The 19,796-nt window shown below is 68.9% G+C and carries 16 protein-coding genes; 7 read left to right on the forward strand and 9 right to left on the reverse strand.

What is annotated here, in order from left to right:
* Window positions 1–13: 13 nt before the first annotated feature.
* The gene (locus AABN02_RS12775; protein WP_338415311.1) at window positions 14–2,218 is read right to left on the reverse strand and encodes a DEAD/DEAH box helicase; all 2,205 of its coding nucleotides are present in this window, start codon (window positions 2,216–2,218) and stop codon (window positions 14–16) included.
* A gap of 199 nt (window positions 2,219–2,417) precedes the next feature.
* Here AABN02_RS12775 and AABN02_RS12780 point away from each other — a divergent pair, with 199 nt between their 5' ends.
* Window positions 2,418–3,053 (forward strand): hypothetical protein, encoded by a 636-nt coding sequence (locus tag AABN02_RS12780; RefSeq protein ID WP_338415312.1) that lies wholly within the window; start codon window positions 2,418–2,420, stop codon window positions 3,051–3,053.
* 49 nt (window positions 3,054–3,102) lie between these two features.
* A complete protein-coding gene (locus tag AABN02_RS12785; protein WP_338415313.1) occupies window positions 3,103–4,359 on the forward strand; it encodes a hypothetical protein in 1,257 nt (418 codons plus the stop codon).
* A gap of 13 nt (window positions 4,360–4,372) precedes the next feature.
* Here AABN02_RS12785 and AABN02_RS12790 read toward each other — a convergent pair whose 3' ends face one another.
* A complete protein-coding gene (locus AABN02_RS12790; protein ID WP_338415314.1) occupies window positions 4,373–6,580 on the reverse strand; it encodes an EAL domain-containing protein in 2,208 nt (735 codons plus the stop codon).
* A 136-nt stretch (window positions 6,581–6,716) separates the two neighbouring features.
* On the opposite strand from AABN02_RS12790, the gene AABN02_RS12795 reads away from it, so the two are divergent.
* Window positions 6,717–8,030, forward strand: coding sequence for a protein kinase (locus AABN02_RS12795; RefSeq protein ID WP_338415326.1), 1,314 nt, complete (start codon window positions 6,717–6,719; stop codon window positions 8,028–8,030).
* Here AABN02_RS12795 and AABN02_RS12800 read toward each other — a convergent pair.
* On the reverse strand, window positions 7,995–8,645 hold the full coding sequence (locus AABN02_RS12800) for a tRNA-uridine aminocarboxypropyltransferase (protein WP_338415315.1): 651 nt from the start codon (window positions 8,643–8,645) through the stop codon (window positions 7,995–7,997). The two genes, AABN02_RS12795 and AABN02_RS12800, sit on opposite strands and share 36 nt — an antisense overlap.
* A gap of 41 nt (window positions 8,646–8,686) precedes the next feature.
* Here AABN02_RS12800 and AABN02_RS12805 point away from each other — a divergent pair, with 41 nt between their 5' ends.
* Window positions 8,687–9,673: an LLM class flavin-dependent oxidoreductase gene (locus tag AABN02_RS12805; RefSeq protein WP_338415316.1), complete on the forward strand. Its 987-nt coding sequence runs from the start codon at window positions 8,687–8,689 to the stop codon at window positions 9,671–9,673.
* 90 nt (window positions 9,674–9,763) lie between these two features.
* Here the strand turns inward: AABN02_RS12805 and AABN02_RS12810 are convergent, their stop codons facing one another.
* The 5 genes from AABN02_RS12810 to alaC all read right to left on the reverse strand — a co-directional run bounded on the left by AABN02_RS12810 (window position 9,764) and on the right by alaC (window position 15,433).
* A complete protein-coding gene (locus AABN02_RS12810) occupies window positions 9,764–12,061 on the reverse strand; it encodes a 2OG-Fe(II) oxygenase (protein WP_338415317.1) in 2,298 nt (765 codons plus the stop codon).
* Window positions 12,058–12,282, reverse strand: coding sequence for a ribbon-helix-helix domain-containing protein (locus AABN02_RS12815; RefSeq protein ID WP_338415318.1), 225 nt, complete (start codon window positions 12,280–12,282; stop codon window positions 12,058–12,060). Before AABN02_RS12815 ends, AABN02_RS12810 begins: the two co-directional genes overlap by 4 nt.
* 270 nt (window positions 12,283–12,552) lie before the next feature.
* Window positions 12,553–13,830 carry a type II toxin-antitoxin system HipA family toxin gene (locus tag AABN02_RS12820; protein WP_338415319.1) on the reverse strand — a complete coding sequence of 426 codons (1,278 nt, stop codon included), beginning with the start codon at window positions 13,828–13,830 and terminating at the stop codon, window positions 12,553–12,555.
* A complete protein-coding gene (locus AABN02_RS12825) occupies window positions 13,827–14,132 on the reverse strand; it encodes a helix-turn-helix domain-containing protein (protein ID WP_338415320.1) in 306 nt (101 codons plus the stop codon). The genes AABN02_RS12820 and AABN02_RS12825 overlap by 4 nt, the downstream gene beginning before the upstream one ends.
* 86 nt (window positions 14,133–14,218) lie before the next feature.
* Window positions 14,219–15,433, reverse strand: coding sequence for an alanine transaminase (alaC, locus tag AABN02_RS12830; protein ID WP_338415321.1), 1,215 nt, complete (start codon window positions 15,431–15,433; stop codon window positions 14,219–14,221).
* 199 nt (window positions 15,434–15,632) lie between these two features.
* Here alaC and AABN02_RS12835 point away from each other — a divergent pair, with 199 nt between their 5' ends.
* On the forward strand, window positions 15,633–16,781 hold the full coding sequence (locus AABN02_RS12835; protein WP_338415322.1) for an acyltransferase: 1,149 nt from the start codon (window positions 15,633–15,635) through the stop codon (window positions 16,779–16,781).
* Window positions 16,782–16,891: 110 nt separating this feature from the next.
* Window positions 16,892–17,329, forward strand: a complete 438-nt coding sequence (locus tag AABN02_RS12840) for a hypothetical protein (protein WP_338415323.1) — start codon at window positions 16,892–16,894, stop codon at window positions 17,327–17,329.
* Between the two features lie 19 nt (window positions 17,330–17,348).
* Here AABN02_RS12840 and AABN02_RS12845 read toward each other — a convergent pair whose 3' ends face one another.
* On the reverse strand, window positions 17,349–19,163 hold the full coding sequence (locus AABN02_RS12845; protein WP_338415324.1) for an NAD(P)/FAD-dependent oxidoreductase: 1,815 nt from the start codon (window positions 19,161–19,163) through the stop codon (window positions 17,349–17,351).
* Between the two features lie 243 nt (window positions 19,164–19,406).
* On the opposite strand from AABN02_RS12845, the gene AABN02_RS12850 reads away from it, so the two are divergent.
* The coding region (locus AABN02_RS12850) for a metalloregulator ArsR/SmtB family transcription factor (RefSeq protein WP_338415325.1) at window positions 19,407–19,796 on the forward strand (390 nt) is incomplete at its 3' end.

Consider the following 19,796-nt stretch of genomic DNA (forward strand, 5'->3'; position numbering starts at 1 on the left):
CGGCGGGCCGTGCTCAGCCCGGGTTCAGCGCGGTCGGATCGACCAGCGCGGCCAGGGCGCGCAGGAACCGCGTCAGCCGCGGGCCTTCGAGGAAGACGTCGGCGTTCGGCCCGTCGACCAGGCCGACGAAGCACTCGCGTCCGGCGTCGGTCTGCTGGGCGTCCACCAGACGCGACTCGATGCTGTCGTCCACCAGCACGTGGTGCACGGCCACCAGCCGCACGCGGTCGGTGCGGTGCACGCGGCTCAGGCGCTGCATCAGCAGGGCCGGGTTCCACGGGCGGTCGAGGTGGACGATCGCCGTGGCCGCGTGGCGCAGGCCAAGCTGCCCACCGCGGTCGTCGTCGTTGCACAGCAGCACGCGCAGCTCCGGCGCCTGCTGGAACTCGCCGATCAGCGCCCGCCGGGCGTCGCCGACCAGCTCGGGATGGAGGCGGCGGAAGGTGGTGCCGCGCGCCTCCAGAGCCGTGCCCAGCGCGTCGAGCGCCGCCGGCCATTGGCTGAACACGACCACCTTGGTCTCGGGCGTGCCCAGGGCCATGTCGATGGCTTGCAGGGCGGCGTCGATCTTGCCGTCCTGGCCGCACTGGCGCAGCGCGTGCAGCGTGCGCAGCAGCTGGCGCTGCTCGCTGCTGCCGAGGAACTGGCTGCGCTGCCAGCGCTGCACGCTGCGGCGCACCTGGCCCAGCAGCGTGTCGTGGGTGGCGCGCAGGTCCGGCGGCAGCGTGACCCGCGTGGTCTGCTCGACCGTCTCGGGCAGCTGGCGCAGCACGAAAGTGCGCGAGCGGCGCAGCATCCACGGCGCCAGCGCGTCGAAGTGACCGCCCTGCAAGGCGGCGACGGCGCCAAACCGGCTGCCGTCGATCCAGTCGAGCATGGCCTGCCAGGCGTCCGGGCGGTCGTCCAGCGGCGTGCGGGCGAGCACGAGGGCCCAGGGGCTGCCGGCGAGCGATTGCAGCCGGGCCACGCTGTCGGGATGGGCCCAGAGGGAGGCGGTCGCGTCGGCGGGCTCGTCGATGACCACCACGTCCGCGTCCAGCGCCTGCAGACGGTCGAGGTCGCCCGCGAGGCTGTCCAGATCGGCGATCACGGCGGTGATCGGTGCGTCGGTGTCCGTGGATGGGGCGGTTGCGGCGGACAGCGTGTCCAGCGTGACGGCGGCGGTGCCGGTCCACTGCTGCCACTGCGCGTGCCAGTGCGCCAGCCGCTCGGGCGGGCACAGCACCAGCGCCCGCGCCGCGCCGAAGCTCTGGCCGATCAGCCGCAGGGCCGCGATGGCCTGCACGGTCTTGCCCAGGCCGGCGTCATCGGCCAGCAGGCTGCGGCCGGCGCAGGCGGCGTAGAGCGCGCCTTCGGCCTGGTAGGGGCGCAGCGTGCCGGTCACCAGTGCCGCCAGCGCGGGGCTGAGCGGGCCGGCCGGGTGGCCCGCCTCCAGGTGCGCGACGCGGGAACGCATGTCGCGGGCCTGGGCCAGCCAGTCCCACACGGCCTCGTCCACCTGCAGCGTGTGGCGCCGTTCGCGGGCCAGGCGCACCAGATCGACCAGCGCCAGGTCGTTGACCAGCGGGGCGGCGTCGGTGGGCATGCCCAGCGCCTGCGCGGCCGCATCCAGCTCCGGCGGACAGCCGCGGCCGGCCACCCAGTGCAACTGCTGGCGCACGCCCGGCAGCAGCGTCACGCTGCTGTGCGGCGGACGCAGGTCCGGCGGCGGGGCGGCGGGTGCTTCCACGGCAGGGATCGGCTCGGCCTCGGGCACCGGAGCCGGCTCAGCCGCCGGGGTCGGCGCGGGCACTGGCTCGGGCTCGGGCAGCGGTTCCGGTGCGGACACCGGTTCTGCCACGGCCACCGGTTCGGTGACGGGGGCCGCAGCCTTCTTGCGCGCAGGTGTGCGGCGTGCGGCTTTTTTGGCCGGTGCGGTGACGGCGGGTTCTGCCGGAGCCGGAGCTGGGGCTGCCGGCACTTCGACCGGCGCGGCGGCCACCACTGGGGCGGCTTCGGCTTCCACCGGCTGCGCGGCGGCGCGGACGGGGGTCTTGCGCGGTGCGCGCTTGCGGGCCGGTGCTGCTGCGGGGGCAGCGACCGTGTCGGGGGTGTGGTCGGGGACCGTGTCGGGCGTGGCCGTCACCGGGGCCTCGACGAGGTCGGACGCGGTGGTCGGGCGGGGGGCTGCACGCTTGCGGGCAGAGGGGGTCTTGCGGGGGGAGGAAGTTGACGCCATGGGGAGGGCAATGCCGGCCGTGATTCGAAGTCCTGGAATTTGCCCGGGACTGTAGCCGGTATGGCCACCGCTGCTTCGTCGGATATCCGGCGTGTCGGGTCGTTTCAGTTTCATTCGTGTCCGAGTGCGAAGTCCGGACGGCCTGCCAGCCTTGACTGGCGTCATCCCGGCCCCGCGAAGCACCCGATACGATCACCGGATGACCCTGGATCTCCTGCTCGCCGTGGCGGCACTCGTGGTGGCGCTGGCGCTGCGGCCCTGGCGTGCGGCGCGGGCCGAGGGGCCGCCGTGGGCGTGGCTGGCGTGGTGGTCGGCGATGCCGCTGTTCTGGGGCACCGACCGCTATGTGGCGATGGCCGTCGTGCAGCCGCTGTCCGGCGCAGTGCTGCTGATGCTGCTCACCGGCTGGCCGATGGCGGTGCTGGCGATGGTGCCGGTCGCCGTGGCCACCGCGCTGATGGCCGGTCTGGACACGGCCGAGGCGCTGCACCGGCTGGTCTGGCTCGGCATCGTGCCGGCGACGCTGGCGCTGGGACTGGGTGCAGCGGTGCGGCGCTGGCTGCCGCACCACCTGTTCGTCTACATCCTCGGCCGCGGCTTTGTCGTCACCGCCCTCAGCCTGGTGCTGAGCGGCGCGCTGTCGATGTGGCTGCATGGCGGCACCGCGGGGCTCGACCCCGGCGAGCAGATGATCGGCCGCTGGCTGGCGGCGTGGGGCGATGCCTTCCTGACCGGCATGGTCGTGGCGGTCTTCGTGGCCTTCCGGCCCGAGTGGCTGGCCACGTATTCCGACCAGATCTACCTGCCGGACGACCGCACCGACCCCCGGTCCTGAAGCGGCAGAGTCGGCAGAGTTGTCCGGCGCGTCTAAGATGCGCCGCATCATGAAAACTGTTCTCAAGCTGCTGCTGTCGGTCGTGGTGGCCCTCGTGCTGTCGGCCGTGCTGCTCGCCTGGCTGGCGATGCACGACCGGGCGCTGGTCGAGCGCGATTCGGCGATGACCGCGGCGGACGTCGCCCGCGTGCGGGACCTGCTCAGCGCGGCGGACCCGCGCAAGCACCCGCAGGAGGGCGAGGTGGTGCGCACCTTCCACGCCGATGGCCGCGACCTGGACCTGATCGTCCACGACGCCGCCCGGCGCCTGCTGCACGGGGCCGGCCGCGTCGTGCTGGAAGACCAGGCGGCACGGGTGCAACTCAGCCTGCAGGTGCCGCGCAGCCCCTTCGGCCGCTGGCTGAACGTCGAGGCGCGGGTGCACCAGACGGCCGGCTGGCCCCAGCTGGAGCAGCTGCAGATCGGCCGCATTCCGGTGCCGACCGGGCTGGCGCGCTGGCTGCTGGTGCAGGGCATCGCGCATTACCAGCTCACCGAGCAGGTGCAGACGGTGGTGGGCATGGTGCAGCGCATCACGCTGCAGCCGACCGAGATCGTGCTGGACTACGTCTGGCGGCCGGAAGGCCTGCGTGCGGTGATGCTGCCGCCGGTGGACCAGCAGCGGCTGCGCGCCTACGTCGACCGGCTGGCGCCGCTGGTGCGCCCGGCGCATGACACGGTGCCGCTGGCCGGCCTGCTGCCACCGATGTTCGAGCTGGCGCGGGTGCGCGCGGCCGCCGCGGGCGGGGACGATGCGGCGGCGGCCCTGGAAAACCGCACCGCGCTGATCGCGCTGGCGCTCTATGCCACCGGCCAGAGCCCGTCGCGCTTCGTGCAGGAGGCGCGTGGCTGGGCCCAGCCCGTGCCGCACCCGGTGCTGCTGCGCGGGCGCGAGGATTTTTCGATGCACTTCCTCGTGTCGGCCGTGCTCGCGGCCGAAGGTGGCGGCCGGCTGGCGGACGCCATCGGGCTGTACAAGGAAATCTCCGACTCGCGCGGCGGCAGCGGCTTCAGCTTCAACGACATCGCCGCCGACCGCGCCGGCACCCGCTTCGGCCAGATCGCCGTGAACGACCCGAAGCGGCTGCAGGCCGAACTCTCGAAGGGCGTGACGGACGAGGACTTCATGCCCGGCGTGGCCGATCTGCCCGAGTTCCTGAGCGAGGCCGCGTTCAAGGCGACCTATGGCGGGGTTGGCGCGCCGGCCTATGAGCGCATGAAGGCCGACATCGAGCGCCGCGTGGCCTCCCGACCATTGCTGCGCTGACAGGCCGCGCCGGTCAGGCTGGCAGCGCCAGCGGACGCCGGGCGCCGAGCAGCCCGGCCAGCGGCTCGGGCCGGTGCACGAGGTAGCCCTGCGCGAAGTCGATGCCGATCTCGCCGAGCTGGGCCAGCACCGCCTCGGTCTCGACAAACTCCGCCACGGTGCGCACGCCCACCACGCGCGCCACGTCGCGGAAGCAGCGCACGGCGGCCAGGTCCAGTGCGTCATGGGGCAGGTCACAGATGAACTGGCCGTCGATCTTGAGCACGTCCACGGGCAGCGTCTTCAGGTAGCCGAACGACGAGGTCCCTGCCCCGAAGTCGTCGAGCGCGATGTGGAGGCCCAGCGCCCGCATCTCGGACATGAAGACCGCGGCATCGCCGAGGTGGGTGATCGCGGCGGTTTCCGTGACCTCGAAGCACAGGCGGGTCACATCGAAGCGTGCCTCGGCGACCAGGTCGGCGACGTAGCGGTGGAAGCTGCGGTCGCCCAGCGACTGGCCCGAGAGGTTGACGGCGATGACATCGGGCATCACGTCAACCTCCGCCAGCTCGTCGAACACCCGGCGCAGCACCCAGCGGTCGATGCGCGTGGCCATCTGGAAGCGCTCGGCCGCCGGCAGGAAGGCGCCGGGCAAGACCAGCGTGCCGTCGGATTCACGCAGGCGCAGCAGCACCTCGCAGTGCAACCCGGCGGCGGCGGTGCCGACCGGCAGGATGCGCTGGCCGTGCAGCTCGAAGCGGTCTTCATCGAGCGCCTGCTCCAGCCGGTTGATCCACTCCATCTGGCCGTGGCGCTCGCGCAGCGCCTCGTCGGTGTCGTGCCAGGCGTGGACACGGTTGCGGCCGGCCTCCTTGGCGGCGTAGCACGAGGCATCGGCCGCCTGCAGGACCGCCGTGGCACCGACCCAGCGCGCATCCACCGGCACCAGCCCGATGCTGGCGCCGATCCGGAAGCGCCGCTCCCCGTGGTGGAAGCGGAACTCGTCCATCTGGTCGCAGACCTGCTGCGCCACCCGCAGCGCCTGCTCGGTCGTGCAGTGTTCGAGCAGGACCCCGAACTCGTCGCCGCCCAGCCGCGCCAGCGTGTCGCGCGTGCGGACCGTGCTGCGCAGCAGATGGCTGATCTGGCGCAGCAGCTGGTCGCCGGCGGCGTGGCCGCAGGCATCGTTGACCAGCTTGAACTGGTCGAGGTCGATGTAGAGCAGTGCGTTGTCGCTGCGGTCGAGCTGTGCCCGCGCCAGCACCCGGTGCAGGCGCAGGTCGAACTCGCTGCGGTTGACCAGCCCGGTCAGCGCATCGTGGCTGGCGCGGTGGTTCATCTCGTGGCTGAGGCGGCGCTGCTCGGTCACGTCGTGGAAGACGAGCACGACGCCGTGCATCGTGCCGTTGGCATCGCAGATCGGCGCGGCCGAGTCCTCGATGCCGCGCTCGCTGCCATCGCGCGAGATCAGCACCGTGTGGTCGGCCAGTCCGGTGGTGCAGCGCTCGTGCAGGCTGGCGCGCACCGGGTTGGGCGCCGTCTGGCGGGTCTCATCGTGGACGATGCAGAACACGTCCTCGATCGCCCGGCCCTGCGCATCGTGGTTGCACCAGCCGGTCATGCGTTCGGCCACCGGGTTCAGCCAGGTGACCGCGCCCTGGGCGTCGGTGGTGATCACGGCGTCGGCGATGGAGCGCAGCGTCACATGCAGCATCTCGCGGCTGTCGTGGAGCGCGTCGAGCGCATCGATCGCCCGCACCCGCATTTCCATCGCGTGCACCGCCACCGCCGCGAGTTGCTGCAGCGTCTCCAGCTGGTGCGCATCGAGCTGCCCCGGCTGGCGGTCGACGACACACAGCGTGCCGACGCGGTGGCCGTCCGACAGCGTCAGCGGCGCGCCGGCGTAGAGGCGGAAGCCCGGCTCGCCCAGCACCATCGGATGGTTCTGGAAGCGGGGATCGATCCGCGCATCGCTCACCGACATCACCGCGTCGTTGCGGATCGCGTGAGAGCAGAAGGACGCGTCGAGGGGCGTCTGCGTCACGCCCGGCATGCCGACACTGGATTTGAACCACTGCCGGTCGCCGTCGATCAGGCTGAGCAGCGCGATCGGCGTGCCGCAGAGCCGGGACGCCAGCTGGGTGAGGGTGTCGAAGATCGGCTCGGCCTCGCTGTCAAGGATGGCGAGCGCACGCAGGCGGGCCAGGCGTTCGGTGTCGTCTTCGGGGATTGGTGCAGGCATCATCGTGTTCGCGACTCTTCTGGGCGGGGCGGGTGCTGGTCGGTACAACCGGCGCGGATGGTTGCACGATTTTTCAGATTCGACCGATCTCCAGCTTTTCCGACCGTCCACTTCCCTGTCACTACATGGCATTTCCATGCATTCCCTGACATCCCTGCGCCGCGGTGAACTCGCCGGCGCCCGCCGCCTCGACCTCGCCTGCGGCCTGACCGAACTGCCGCGCGAGGTCTTCGACCTGGCCGACACGCTCGAAGTCCTGAACCTGACCGGCAACCGCCTGTCCGCCCTGCCCGAGGACCTGCCGCGGCTGCACCGGCTGCGGGTCATCTTCTGTTCGGACAATGCCTTCACCACGCTGCCCCCCGTGTTAGGAAGCTGTGGACAACTGGAGATGGTGGGCTTCAAGGCGAACCGGATCGCCCACGTGCCGGCCGAGTCCCTGCCCCCGCGGCTGCGCTGGCTGATCCTCACCGACAACGCGGTCGAGACGCTGCCCGACAGCCTCGGTGCGCGCCCGCGGCTGGAGAAGCTGATGCTCGCCGGCAACCGCCTGAGCGCACTGCCCGATCTGTCCGGCTGTGGAGAACTGGCGCTGTTGCGGCTGGCCGCGAACCGGCTGGAAACACTGCCCGACTGGGTGCTGTCCATGCCCCGCCTGGCTTGGCTGGCGGTCGGTGGCAACCCGGTTTTCCACAGTCTTTCTCACAGCCTTCACAGGACGAATATTCCACAGATCCCCTGGGAAAACCTGTGCATCCACCGAGTGCTGGGCGAAGGCGCCTCCGGTGTTATCCACAAGGCGACGTGGACAAGCAGTGAATTGTTATCCACAGAGGTAGCGGTGAAACTGTTCAAGGGTTCGGTGACCAGCGACGGCCTGCCGGACAGCGAGATGGCGGCCACCATCGCCGCCTCCGGACACCCAGGGCTGGTCGGTGTGGAGGGGCTTGTCCACAACCCGGACGACCCGACGCCGGGCCTGGTGCTGCCGCTGCTCGACCCGTCGTTCCAGCCGCTGGCCGGGCCGCCGAGCTTCGCCTCGTGCAGCCGGGATGTCTATGCCGACGGGTTTGACATCTCTGTGGACAAGCTGTTGATAATCGCCTCTTCCGTGGCGAGCGCAGCCGCGCATCTGCACACCCGAGGGTTGCTGCACGGCGACCTGTACGGCCACAACATCCTGTGGAATACACGCGACCGTGCCCTGCTCAGCGACTTCGGCGCCGCGTCGTTTTTCGATCCGGACGACCGCGCGACGGCGGTGGCGCTGCAGCGGCTGGAGGTGCGTGCCTTCGGGTGTCTGCTGGAAGAACTGCTGGCCGCTGTGGACAACCCGGCCGACCCTCGGTGCGCCGCGCTTGCCACGCTGCGCGACGCCTGCCTGCAGCCGCAGGTGGCGCAGCGGCCGCTGTTCTCAGACCTCGTCGCCGCGCTCGCCGGTCTCGGCTGAAGCGGTTCCCGCCTTGGCGGTCACTGCGAGGTGGCTGACGAATCCGCTGAACGCGGACAGCAGCGGCGCGTAACGCTCGGGCGCCGATTCGAGTTGCGCCAGCGCGAGGCAGGTCGCCTCCAGTGTGGACAACTGGTCCGGTCGGTGCGCTTTGCGGATCGTGTACTGCGAGGGCGGCGGCTCGGCCAGCGCGAGCCGTGGCAGCCGCTGCAACGCCAGGTTCAGGTGCAGTAGCTTGCGGCTCTTGCGCCAGGTGCCGTCGAGCACGACCAGCCGCAGGCGCCCTGCTTCGGCGGGAATGGGTGGCTGGATGGGCGGGTTATCCACAGCCGGTGCGGTTCCAGGATCGTCCGGATACAGCAGCACGCTGGTCCGGCCGCCCGCGTGCAGCAGGGTGTCCAGCTCGGCGGCGTCGAACTGCTCGCCTGTGGACAAGTGGCTGTTCCGCAGGCTGCGCTGCAGCAGCACGGCGCTGCCCTTGGCCTGTCCGACTTCGAGCGGATGCTGCAGGATCAGCACCTCGACCCCGTTGTCCACCGGCGTGACCCAGCGGCACAGGCAGGTGCGCAGCGGGCGGGCGCACTGTGGACAAGTCGGGCGGCGGGGGTGTTCCATGGCGGACAGCGGGGCGAGGTGGATTGCGCGAAGATGCGGCCATGATCGCCGTTTCCGTCCTCGACCTCGCCCCCATCGCTGCCGGCAGTGATGCCGCCACCGCGCTGCGCCACGCCCTCGACCTCGCGCAGCACGCCGAACGCTGGGGTTACCGCCGCTACTGGCTCGCGGAACACCACAACATGGCGGGCCTCGCCTGCTCCGCCACCGCGGTGCTGGTCGGGCACATCGCGGGTGGCACCTCGACGATCCGCGTCGGCTCCGGCGGGGTGATGCTGCCGAACCATGCGCCGCTGGTCGTGGCGGAGCAGTTCGGCACGCTGGCCACGCTCTACCCCGGCCGCATCGACCTCGGCCTTGGTCGCGCCCCCGGCACCGACCAGGCCACCGCGCGCGCCATGCGCCGCCACCAGCACAGCAGCGACGAGGACAGTTTTCCACAGGACGTGATGGAGCTGCAGCGCTACCTCGGCGAGCCGGAAGCCGGCCAGGCCGTGCAGGCCATTCCCGGCACGGGCACGCACGTGCCGATCTGGCTGCTCGGATCGTCGCTCTACGGCGCGCAACTGGCCGCTTACCTGGGCCGTCCGTTCGCCTTCGCCTCGCATTTTGCGCCGGACATGCTGATGCAGGCGCTGGACATCTACCGCAGCTCCTTCCGCCCGTCGGCCAGTTATCCACAGCCCTACGCGATGGTCGGCACCAACGTGATCGCCGCGGACACCGACGCTGAAGCACAGAAGTTATTCACATCGATCCAGCAGCGCTTCCTCGGGATGGTGCGCAACCAGCGCGGGCCGCTGCCGCCGCCTGTGGACAACATGGACGCGCTGTGGAGCCCGGCCGAGCGGCGGCAGGTCGAGCGGATGCTGTCGGTGGCGGTGGTCGGCTCGCCCGCGACGGTGCGCGACGGGCTGCGGGCACTGGTCGAGCGCACGGGGGCGGACGAACTCATCATCGCCGGCGCCACGCACGACCACGCGGCGCGGCTGCGCTCTTACGAGCTGATCGCGCAGTGCGCCGCCTAGACGGTGGTGATGGCGACGGACACTCCCGATGCCACCGGGCGCCGCTGAAGGCCTTCGGGATCGATGTGCTGCGGGCTTGAAGTCCGTGGGTCAGGGGATCAGCGCGGCCAAGTCGCGCGCCCACGCTTGGCGCACCGCCCGATCGCGTTCCTGCAGATCACCGGGCTTGTGCAGCACCAGCTTGTGCGGCGAGCCTTGCCGCAGCGTGGTCGCGGTGAGCGGTGCGCCCGCGGTCTCGAACTGTGACTGGACATGCTGGCGGCGCGGCTCGGCCATCGCCAGCACGAGGGGCTCTGCGCTGGTGGACTCGGCCCAGGGGATCATGCCCAGGCAGTCCTTGCAGCGGCAGACCCACTCCACGCCGCGCAGGTGGTGGTCCGAGATGTCGCGAAGAGGCTCGGTCAGAGCAGTGCGCAGCGCCTCGGTCACGCGGGCGTGCAGGGGCTGGTCCTGCGGCCACTGGTGGGACAAGGCGCCGATGGACTGCGTGAAGGATGCCAACTGCGTGCGGGGATACAAGCCCGGGTGTGCGAGCACATGGTCGATCAGGACTTGCAGATCCTCCACGCCGTCGTCCGCCCGCAGCACGAGGGACTGCGCCAGTTCGTCCACCGCCTGCAGCAGTCCGGGTTGCAGTTGCATCCGGTTGGCCGGCTTCGCCTGCACGCGGGCCTGATCGAATCGTTTCAGTGCTGCCAGGCAAGTGTCGAACCAGTCGTCCAGCAACTCCAGACTCCAGCCCGCGTCCAGGGCGGCCTGCGTGAACGCCGGCAGCGGTGTCGGCCACAGCGCCGTCATGGACAGGTTCGAACCCCATTGCGCACGCCACCCGGTCACGGCGGCGAATCGCCGCGCCTGCGGATCGCTCCAGCGCTGCAGCACGGTGCGCAGCCAAGGGGTGCCTCGCTCGCGCTGCAGTCGCGCCAGGACCGCGGCATCTTCTGGCAGGAAACCACTCGGATCGAAGCCCGCCAGCAGTGCCGTGGCGGCTTCGGGGTCGGGCAGGGCGGCGGCGATCTCGGCACAGGCGTCGAGCAAGGTGCGACCACGGGCGCTCACCTGATAGGCCAGCGTGCGTGCCGCCACCTGCACGCGACTGGCCAGGGTGGCGGATTCTGCGGGCAGTCCGGCCAGCCGCTGCAGGTCTGCCAGGGCCGCGTCAAAGTCGAGTTCGAACCGATCCCGCTCGGCCGCCAGCGGTGACTGGATCACCAGCGCTGCGCGGCGGTACCAGTAGTCCAGCGTCTCGCCGTAGTTGCCCATGTAGCCTTCGTACTGCTCGTCCACGAGGTGCGCGCGGCCGGTCTCGGTGAAGCTGGTGGTGTCGTCGAGTTTCACGGACAGGCTGCTGCGCGGGCCGACCTTGTCGTCTTCATCGACCCAGAAGTCCAGCGACAGCGACTCGTCGATCAGCTCGCCCGGTTGGGGATCTCCCGCGTCGTCATGGCGGCCCCAGCGTGACCGGGGGGCGGGCTCGGCGCTCCAGGTCTGGTGCAGCTCGGCCAGCGCCAGGTGCAGGCGCAGCCCGAGCGCCTCGGCCGCCGCACGCAGCGCCGCCACGCGCCAGCGGTCCTCCCCCTTGAGCAGCGGCCAGCGCAGGCCGTGTTCGGTGTACTCGTGGTCCAGCAGCAGCACCCACGGGGCCATGCTCGGCGTGTCGCTGTCCAGCGCGAACTGCTGCCGCAGCCCGTGTTCCAGCGCCGTCTGCAGCCCCGCAGGGACGGCCGGCCGCTCCGCCTCGGCGGGCAGCACCAGATCGAAGGTCAACGCGACGCGCCAGCCCTCCTGCACGGGCAGCACCTCGTGCCGGCAGTCGGCATAGAACGCGAACCAGCGGATGTCCTGCGCCTGCAGGTGCTGCGACGACAGGACGGTTTCCTGCGGTCCCAGTTGCACCCGCAGCGTCCCGCCGAGGTGCGGCGACGGCCAGACCAGCACCAGCGTGGCGACCATGCCGGGGTGTTTCTCGGTGTCCTGGTGCGGCTTGAAGAACTGGCCGGGGCCGTAGATCAGCAGGTTGTGCAGCCAGGCGTCGAGCTGCTCCACGCCGAGCGCCTGCGCGACCGACTGCTTCAGCGCGGCGAAGGCGCCGGGCTGCCAGTCGAGGCTGAGCAGGTCGGCGCTGACCTCGCCGGTGTGGCGCACGGTGGGGTCGAGCAGGGTCTGGTCGCGCAGGCCGAATTGCGCGGGTTCGCTGAGGTCGTGCAGCGCCTGGGCTTGGGCGGGCGGCAGGGGCTGGGGCAGCGGGCCGAGTCCTTCGACCTCGATGGACAGGTGCTCGGCGGGCAAGCGGCCTTCTGCCCAGAAACGGTCGGGGGCGTTCGGGGTTTCCGGGGAAACGGGGTGAAGGCCGGGTGGCTGGCGCAGCAGGTCGAGTAGATGGTTCACAGCTGTTCTTCCGCGGCCTTCTGCAGCAAGGCCAGCCCACGGGCTTCCTGTCCCTGACCACGTTCGGACCTGAGCGCAAAGCGGGTCTCCGCGTCGAACTCGGCCAGCATCAGCGTGGTCATCTCGTCGATCAGGCGGTTGATGCTGGTGCCGCGGCGGCGGGACAGCGCCTTCAGGCGTTGGTGCTGGTCGTCGGGCAGGCGGATGGTCAGGGCGGTCATGGGGTCTCCTCGCGCAGAAGGGCTTCGGGGGTGACGATGCGAAGGTCGGGGAATTTCAACTGGTGGGCGAGCAGATCTTGTGTTCACTTGGATGCTGCACTTGGGCAAACCAACTCGCTGGATTCGTCTGGCGCTGTGTGCGGAAGCGCAGCCATTGCGTGCGTTGTGGTCCTCTCCCCGACGTTTGATCCACGGTGACGCCGTGCAACGATTTTGCGTGCGCAGAGGAACGCCGTTCAGGCAGCGCCAAGCGTTCGGAGAAAGCGATTGTTACAACATGAGACCAAGTGGATCCGGTCGATCCGACATGTCGAACGCCGCTGCCATCCCGTCGATCTCGGCGCTTGCGATGCCCGCACGCACCGCCGCTTCCCGCCACGGCCGTGTGACCGCCAACACCTCGGCGACAACAGCCCGTCCCTGCGCCTCGGTCAACCCGTACCACGGTGCCGTCGAGAGCACGCTCCGCACGCTCGGGCGGGGGTCGTCCAGATCGAGGTTCAGCACGTGCTCCGCCTTGTCCACGTTCGGGTTCACATCGAACGCCGGGGCGAGCCGCCAGCCGGCCGCGGTCAGGATGAAGCCGTGGTTGCGCAGGTGATCGTCCCGGTTCCCCACCGCCACATTGAAGACCACGCGCCGGAACAACTGCGCCAGATCGGCCTTGATGTGCCCGGCCGCGCCGTTCTGCTGGAGGAACTCGGCCAACTCGACGTAACTGCTGCCTTCGCTGGCATCCTTCTGGAGCAGGGCCATCGCCGATGCGTAAAACCGGCGCCGTCCGCCCACACGGTCGAACCGCTTCACCAGGAACGTGGCGTGTCCCCGAGAACCTAGCCTCAGCACACGCGCTTCGGGCACGTCGATCCCGGCCTGTTCCGCCAGCGTGTGCGTGAGGTGCTCCCAGGCGCCGATGTCGCGGTCATCGTCACGTGCGGGGAACTTGGCGATCCACAGGCTGCCGTCGGTGTCGGTGATGTTCGCCTTGGGGCGCGCTCCACCCAGCGATGCACCAGGCGCCACCAGCACCGACAGCCAGCGGCGCAGCGCGTCGGCGTTGTCGATGCGCGTGCTGGTCAGTTCGTAAGCGACCGCTTCCAGCTCACGCAGGCTTGTGACAGGCGGCGCTGGTAGCGGATGCGACGCCAGAAAACCCGCGGTCGGGTCCGACACCGCCAGATCGCGGAATCGCAGCGCCCCTTGCCGCGTCTGGTCCTGGACGCCCAGCAGGAAATCCCAGGCGTGCAGCACCCGCGCTGGACGCTGTGCATCCTTGGCATCCAGCGCCTCGCGGCGCTTCATCAGCGTCTGTCCCCAGCGGTCGGGCGCTGAGTCATCGAAGACCCGGAAATTGCCTTGGTCCGGTCTAGGAAAGTGTGCGCCACGCGCCAGCATCAATTCGGGATCGACCGCAAAGCTCGTCGGTGAGCGCAGCCAGTCCGGTGTGTACTCGAAGCGCAGTTGTCCGCGGTCGTGGTGCAGCGTCCCTACGCGCCGCATCTGCGGGTCGAAATCGGCGTCCAGCCAGACCTCGACCGCGGCGCTCACGTCGGCTCCTCGGGTGCTGGCCGACGCCTGCGACGCGGCGGCAGTGCCAGATCCTGCAGCGTCCGCCCGAGCACGTCATCCCGCGCCAGCAGGTCCAGATCCCCATCGAGCTTCAGCGCCGACAGGATGCGCAGGTAGGTGCCGAGCGCCACGGCGGGGCTGCCCTCCTCGGCGCGGTACAGCGTCATGCGCGAGAGGTCGGCGCGTTCGCACATCGTCTCGACGCTCATCTGGCGGCGCAGCCTCGCCAGCCGCAGGCGCTCGCCCAGCGCGGTGAGCCGCTGGGTTTGTTTGGGGAACATGGGAGGCTGTTTGGTGGGCATCTTGTATCGCATTATGGATATCTTCGATTGAAGAATCCAGTTTGCGATACAGGTGACGCACAGGCTCAGCCGCCCGCCCCCTCCGCCTTGAACATCGCCTTGATCCCCCGCACCGCCTGCCGTATCCGCCCCTCGTTCTCGATCAGCGCGAACCGCACATGGTCATCGCCGTGGTCGCCGAAGCCGATGCCGGGCGAGACGCAGACCTTGGCCTTCTCCATCAGCAGCTTGGCGAATTCCAGCGAGCCCATCGCCGCATAGCGCTCGGGGATCTTCGCCCAGATGTACATCGACGCCTTCGGGCATTCGACATCCCAGCCGATCTCGCGCAGGCCCTTGACCAGCACGTCGCGGCGCTTCTGGTAGGTCGCGGCGATGTCCTTGACGCACTGCTGATCGCCTTCCAGCGCGGCGATGGCGGCGACCTGCAGCGGCGTGAAGGTGCCGTAGTCGTGGTAGCTCTTGATGCGTGCCAGCGCCGCGACGAGGTCCGGGTTGCCGACCATGAAGCCGATGCGCCAGCCGGCCATGTTGTAGCTCTTGCTCAGCGTGAAGAACTCCACCGCGATGTCCTTGGCGCCGGGCACCTGCATGATCGACGGCGCCTTCCAGCCGTCGAAGCAGATGTCGGCGTAGGCCAGGTCGTGCACGACGAGGATCTCGTGTTTCTTGGCCAGCGCGATGACGCGCTCGAAGAACTCCAGCTCGACGCACTGCGCCGTCGGGTTGCTCGGGAAGCCGAGCACCATCATCTTGGGCTTGGGGTAGCTGCCGCGGATGGCCTTTTCCAGCTCGGCGAAGAAGTCCACGCCGGGCACGTTCGGCACCGAGCGGATGTCCGCCCCCGCGATCACCGCGCCGTAGATGTGGATCGGGTAGCTCGGATCGGGCACCAGCACGGTGTCGCCGCGGTCGAGCGTGGCGAGCATCAGGTGCGCCAGCCCTTCCTTGGAGCCGATGGTGACGATGGCCTCGCTGTCCGGGTCGATGTCGACGGCATAGCGGTCCTTGTACCAGTGCGAGATCGCGCGGCGCAGGCGCGGGATCCCCTTGCTGGTGGAGTAGCCGTGGGTGTCGGGCCTTTGCGCGACCTCGGTGAGCTTGGCGACGATGTGCGCGGGGGTGGCGCCGTCGGGGTTGCCCATGCTGAGGTCGATGATGTCCTCGCCACGGCGGCGCGCGGCGAGCTTCAGCTCGGCCGTGATGTTGAAGACGTAGGGGGGAAGGCGATCGATGCGCGCAAAGCGGCGCTTGCCCGAAGTGGAGGCAGGGGAAGACATTGGCAGTGGCTTTCACGTGAGCGCCCGGAACCGTCCGAGCGACGTTGGCTGCTGGGCAGCCTGAAGGCATGTTAGCAGTGCAGCGGAATGCGGTGGGCGAGAGACAGGTCGCGCAGTTCCTGGGCCACACCCCCTGTTGGTGGATTGACGTGAACCGATGCGGTCGTTACTCTTGAATCAAATTGTAACAATTACACCAATGCCCATTCCAACGACAGCGCCCTCCCCGCCGCGCCGGCCGGCCGATTCCAGCAAGCTGTCCGGACTGGAAATCATCCGGTTCATTTCTGCCATTGCGGTGCTGGTCTGGCACTACCAGCATTTTTATTATGTTGCGGCGCAGCCGGTCGGTTTTGTCCGGGAAGACCAGCCGTTCTATGCGGCGCTCCGGCTTTTCTATGACTATGGATTCAGCGGCGTCCAGGTATTCTGGTGCGTCAGCGGATACATCTTCTTCTGGAAATACGGGTCGTCGATCCACCGCAAGGAACTCGACTTCCGGAAGTTTTTCCTGTTCAGGTTCTCGCGTCTGTATCCCCTGCATCTGGTGACATTGATGCTGGTCTGGGCGATGCAGGGCATCTATTTCAGTACACATCAAAGCTACTTTGTCTACGCGGACAATGACCTGCACCACTTCGTGCTGCAGTTGTTCATGGCCAGTGACTGGGGTTTTCAGAAGGGCTACAGCTTCAACGGGCCGATCTGGTCGATCTCGCTGGAGATCCTGGTCTACCTGCTGTTCTTTCTGACGGTGAGAACCTTCGGCCCATCACCGCTGGTGAGTCTCGTGCTGGTGGCCGTTGGTGGCGCGGCCGTGGTGACGAAGGTGGCGCATCCCGTGTTCGGCTGCATCGCATCGTTCTACCTCGGGGGACTCACGGCGACCGTGAGCCGGTCCGCGTTCGCCAAGGCCCATCAGAAGCCGGTGAAACTCCTCCTGCTGACGTTTCTGACCGCGTCTCCCGTCATCGTGCTGACGACCGGACTCTCCGAGTCCAGATACATCAAGCATCTGTTCATCCTGCTGTATACCCCTGCCCTGCTGTATTTCATGGCGGAGTTCTTCAAGGTGCCGACCCGCATCGAGAAAACCGTCCTCATGCTGGGCAATGTGACTTACTCCAGCTACCTCATTCATTTTCCGATCCAGCTCGCGACGGCGCTGGTCTGTTTCTACCTCGGACGCCCCATTCCCGCCGGAAACCCCCTGTTCTTTCTGGCCTTCCTCGGGTTCACGCTGGGCCTCGCGGTGCTGACTTACCGACATTTCGAGATGCCGGCACAGGCCGAAATCAGACGGGCATGGATGCCGAAGGTGTCAGCCAGGGCGATGCGCAGGGCCTGATACCAGGGCAAGCGTCACGCCCCGGTGTCGATGGCAAGGAAGGCCCCGGGCGCTTCATGCCCACTTCATCTCCCCGCGGCCCACTCTGGAAAAACCACTGGCGCCTCCGCATGCCCCCGCTTTCCTGCACCCTTCCCCGCGCTGCGCTGCTGCTCGCCAGCGCCTTGGCCCTGTCCGGCTGCAACAACCTGTCCGACTGGGACCGCGAATACGCTTGCGGCGGCCAGGAGGAGTCGAGCGCCTGGTTCACGGCCGAGCCGGTGCCCCAGGTGGCGCGCAAGCTGTACGCGACCAGCATCGACCTGCACCTGCGTGCCGATCAGGTGATGGTGCGCAGCTACCTGACCCCGGTGATCCGGGAGGGCCAGACGATGCGCTTCAGCGCCCGCTCCGAAGCGGCATGGATCAGCGGCAAGTTCGACCGCGCCAGCGGCGACCTGTCGCTGATCGAGGAGCGCACGCTGGAGATCATGGGCCGGGCGCAGCAGATCCGCACCAGCGGGCACTACCGCTGCCAGCCCGTCACCGCGGCGCCCAGAACGACCTGAGCGCTGACCGCCGCCACCTTCAGCGCACGTGGTGGCTCGGCGCCGGCTTGTACACCGGCGTCGCAATGCTCTCCATGCGCGCCTTCAGCTGCAGCGACAGGAACTGCGAGTAGTGGCGCGACTGGTGCAGGTTGCCGCCGTGGATCCACAGGTGATCCACAGGCGTGGGTTTCCACATGTTGCGCAGCTCGCCCTCCCACGGCCCCGGATCCTTGGTCGTCGCCGAGCCCAGACCCCAGCACTTGCCCACCCGGTCCGCCACCTCCGGCGACACCAGATCGGCCAGCCAGTTGTTCATCGAGCCGTAGCCGGTGGCGTAGATCAACAAGTCGCAGGGCAACTCGCTGCCGTCGGTCAAGGTCACCGAGGTCGGGTTGACGCGCGCGATGTCCACGCGGCTGCGCAGGTGGACGCTGCCGTTGGCGATCAGCTCGCTCGCGCCCACGTCGATGTAGTAGCCCGAGCCGCGGCGCAGGTACTTCATGAACAGCCCCGAGCCGTCCTCGCCGAAGTCGAGCATGAAGCCGGCTTCTTCCAGGCGGCGGTAGAGGTCGGCGTCGCGCTTCTTCATCTCCTCGTACACGGGGATGTGGAAGGTGTGCATGATCTTGTACGGCACCGAGGCGAAGACCAGGTCGGCCTTGTGGTGGTCGATGCCGCTGGCCACCGCCTGCTCCGAGTACAGGCCGCCGAGTGCCAGCTCCATCAGCGAGTCCGACGGCGCGATGTGCGTGGACGAGCGCTGGACCATGGTCACGTCGGCGCCGTTTTCCCACAGGTCGGCGCAGATGTCGTGCGCCGAGTTGTTCGAGCCGAGCACGACCGCCTTCTTGCCGCGCCAGGCGTCGCCGCCAGGGTGCTTGCTGGAGTGGTGCTGCTGGCCGAGGAAGGTCTCGGCGCCGGGGATCTTCGGCACGTTGGCATAGCCCGACACGCCCAGCGCGAACACGAGCTGCTTCGGCCGCAGCGTCACCGGCTGGCCGTCGCGCACGACGCGCACCTCCCAGCGCTGCGCGTCCTCGTCCCAGCGCGCCTTCTCGGCGACGGTGCTGCTCCAGTAGTTCAGCTCCATCAGCTTGGTGTAGCTCTCCAGCCAGTCGCCGACCTTGTCCTTGGGGCAGAACACCGGCCAGTCGTCCGGAAACGGCAGGTAGGGCATGTGGTCGTACCAGACCGGGTCGTGCAGGCACAGGCTCTTGTAGCGGTTGCGCCAGGAGTCGCCGGCGCGGGCGTTCTTCTCGATGATGATCGTCGGCACGCCCAGCCGCCGCAGCCGCGCGCCCAGCCCGATGCCGCCCTGCCCGCCGCCGATGATGACGACCTCGGGTTGTTCGGTGTAGCCGAGCGTGGCGGCCTCGTGCTGGCGCTCTTCCAGCCAGGTGTGGCGGCCGGGGTGGACACCGTGCTCGGCGCCCTTGATGCGGCGTGTTCCCTTCTTCTCCTCATGGCCCTTCAGCTCGACCATCGTGGTCAGGAAGGTCCACGCCAGCCCGTTCATGAGCCGCAGGTGCCCCAGGCCGCGCGCCACGGCGGTCTCGAAGGTGAACCATGCCTCGGTGATGCCGCCGGCCTCGGTGGCGTCGCCTTGAAGCTGGAAGTTCGACGGCTGCACATCGGCCAGCCGTGCGGTCAGCATCTCGCGGATCGCGCCGCGGCCTTCCTCGGTACGGAGGTTCCAGGTGAAGCTGACGAGGTCGCGCCAGTAGCTGTCCTCGCCGAACAGCGCGGCGGCGGTGTCGGCCTGTCCGGCGGCGAGCGCGGCGCCGAAGCGGGCGAGCCAGTCGGCGGCCTGCTGCGTGGGGGTAGTCGTGGTGACGGTGTCTGTCGATGTCATGGGCTTGTCTCCGTTCTGGTGGGTCGGAGACAGGCTTTGCGCAAGGGCTGTGCCCGTCTGGCATGTTGCGACGCAGCATCGTGCAAGTGCTTGATGGCGCTGGGATTTCTGCGTGTGGCGGTGGCCGGTTGTCCGTCCATTCGGGCGGTGACACCTGTCACAGCGAGACAGGTGTGCGGCGTGCACCTGAACCTGAATCTGATCCTGTTGTGGAGACATTCCAATGAATACTAGAATGTTCGGATGACGGCACACAGAGCGATCAAGAACCACCTCTACGAGCAGGTTGCCCGCATCGGCAAGGCCATGGCCAGCCCGAAGCGGCTGGAATTGGTCGAATTGCTGTGCCAGGGGGAGAAGACCGTCGAGACCTTGGCAGCGCAGGCCGACATCAGCGTCAAGCTCACCAGCGCACACCTCAGGGAGCTGCGGCTGGCCCGCCTCGTCGAGACCCGCAAGGATGGCAAGTACGTGCTGTACCGCCTGAGCAGTACCAGCGTGGCCGACCTGTGGGTGGGCCTGCGTACCGAGGCCGAGGCACGGCTGGCGGAACTCCAGGTGGCGCTGGCGAATGTGCTGGCACATGGCCAGGAACTCGAAGGCATCGACCGCCAGTCCCTGCTGCAGAAGGCG

Source organism: uncultured Sphaerotilus sp., assembly GCF_963924895.1.
In the GTDB taxonomy this organism is placed as follows: Bacteria; Pseudomonadota; Gammaproteobacteria; order Burkholderiales; family Burkholderiaceae_C; genus Sphaerotilus.

Coding starts and splice junctions, on each gene's coding strand:
- AABN02_RS12800 (WP_338415315.1), bottom strand. CDS start 8,645: ATGGAACACCCCCGCCGCCCGACTTGTCCACAGTGCGCCCGCCCGCTG.
- AABN02_RS12775 (WP_338415311.1), bottom strand. CDS start 2,218: ATGGCGTCAACTTCCTCCCCCCGCAAGACCCCCTCTGCCCGCAAGCGT.
- AABN02_RS12815 (WP_338415318.1), bottom strand. CDS start 12,282: ATGACCGCCCTGACCATCCGCCTGCCCGACGACCAGCACCAACGCCTG.
- AABN02_RS12790 (WP_338415314.1), bottom strand. CDS start 6,580: ATGCCTGCACCAATCCCCGAAGACGACACCGAACGCCTGGCCCGCCTG.
- AABN02_RS12840 (WP_338415323.1), top strand. CDS start 16,892: ATGCCCCCGCTTTCCTGCACCCTTCCCCGCGCTGCGCTGCTGCTCGCC.
- AABN02_RS12805 (WP_338415316.1), top strand. CDS start 8,687: ATGATCGCCGTTTCCGTCCTCGACCTCGCCCCCATCGCTGCCGGCAGT.
- alaC (WP_338415321.1), bottom strand. CDS start 15,433: ATGTCTTCCCCTGCCTCCACTTCGGGCAAGCGCCGCTTTGCGCGCATC.
- AABN02_RS12780 (WP_338415312.1), top strand. CDS start 2,418: ATGACCCTGGATCTCCTGCTCGCCGTGGCGGCACTCGTGGTGGCGCTG.
- AABN02_RS12785 (WP_338415313.1), top strand. CDS start 3,103: ATGAAAACTGTTCTCAAGCTGCTGCTGTCGGTCGTGGTGGCCCTCGTG.
- AABN02_RS12795 (WP_338415326.1), top strand. CDS start 6,717: ATGCATTCCCTGACATCCCTGCGCCGCGGTGAACTCGCCGGCGCCCGC.
- AABN02_RS12845 (WP_338415324.1), bottom strand. CDS start 19,163: ATGACATCGACAGACACCGTCACCACGACTACCCCCACGCAGCAGGCC.
- AABN02_RS12825 (WP_338415320.1), bottom strand. CDS start 14,132: ATGTTCCCCAAACAAACCCAGCGGCTCACCGCGCTGGGCGAGCGCCTG.
- AABN02_RS12835 (WP_338415322.1), top strand. CDS start 15,633: ATGCCCATTCCAACGACAGCGCCCTCCCCGCCGCGCCGGCCGGCCGAT.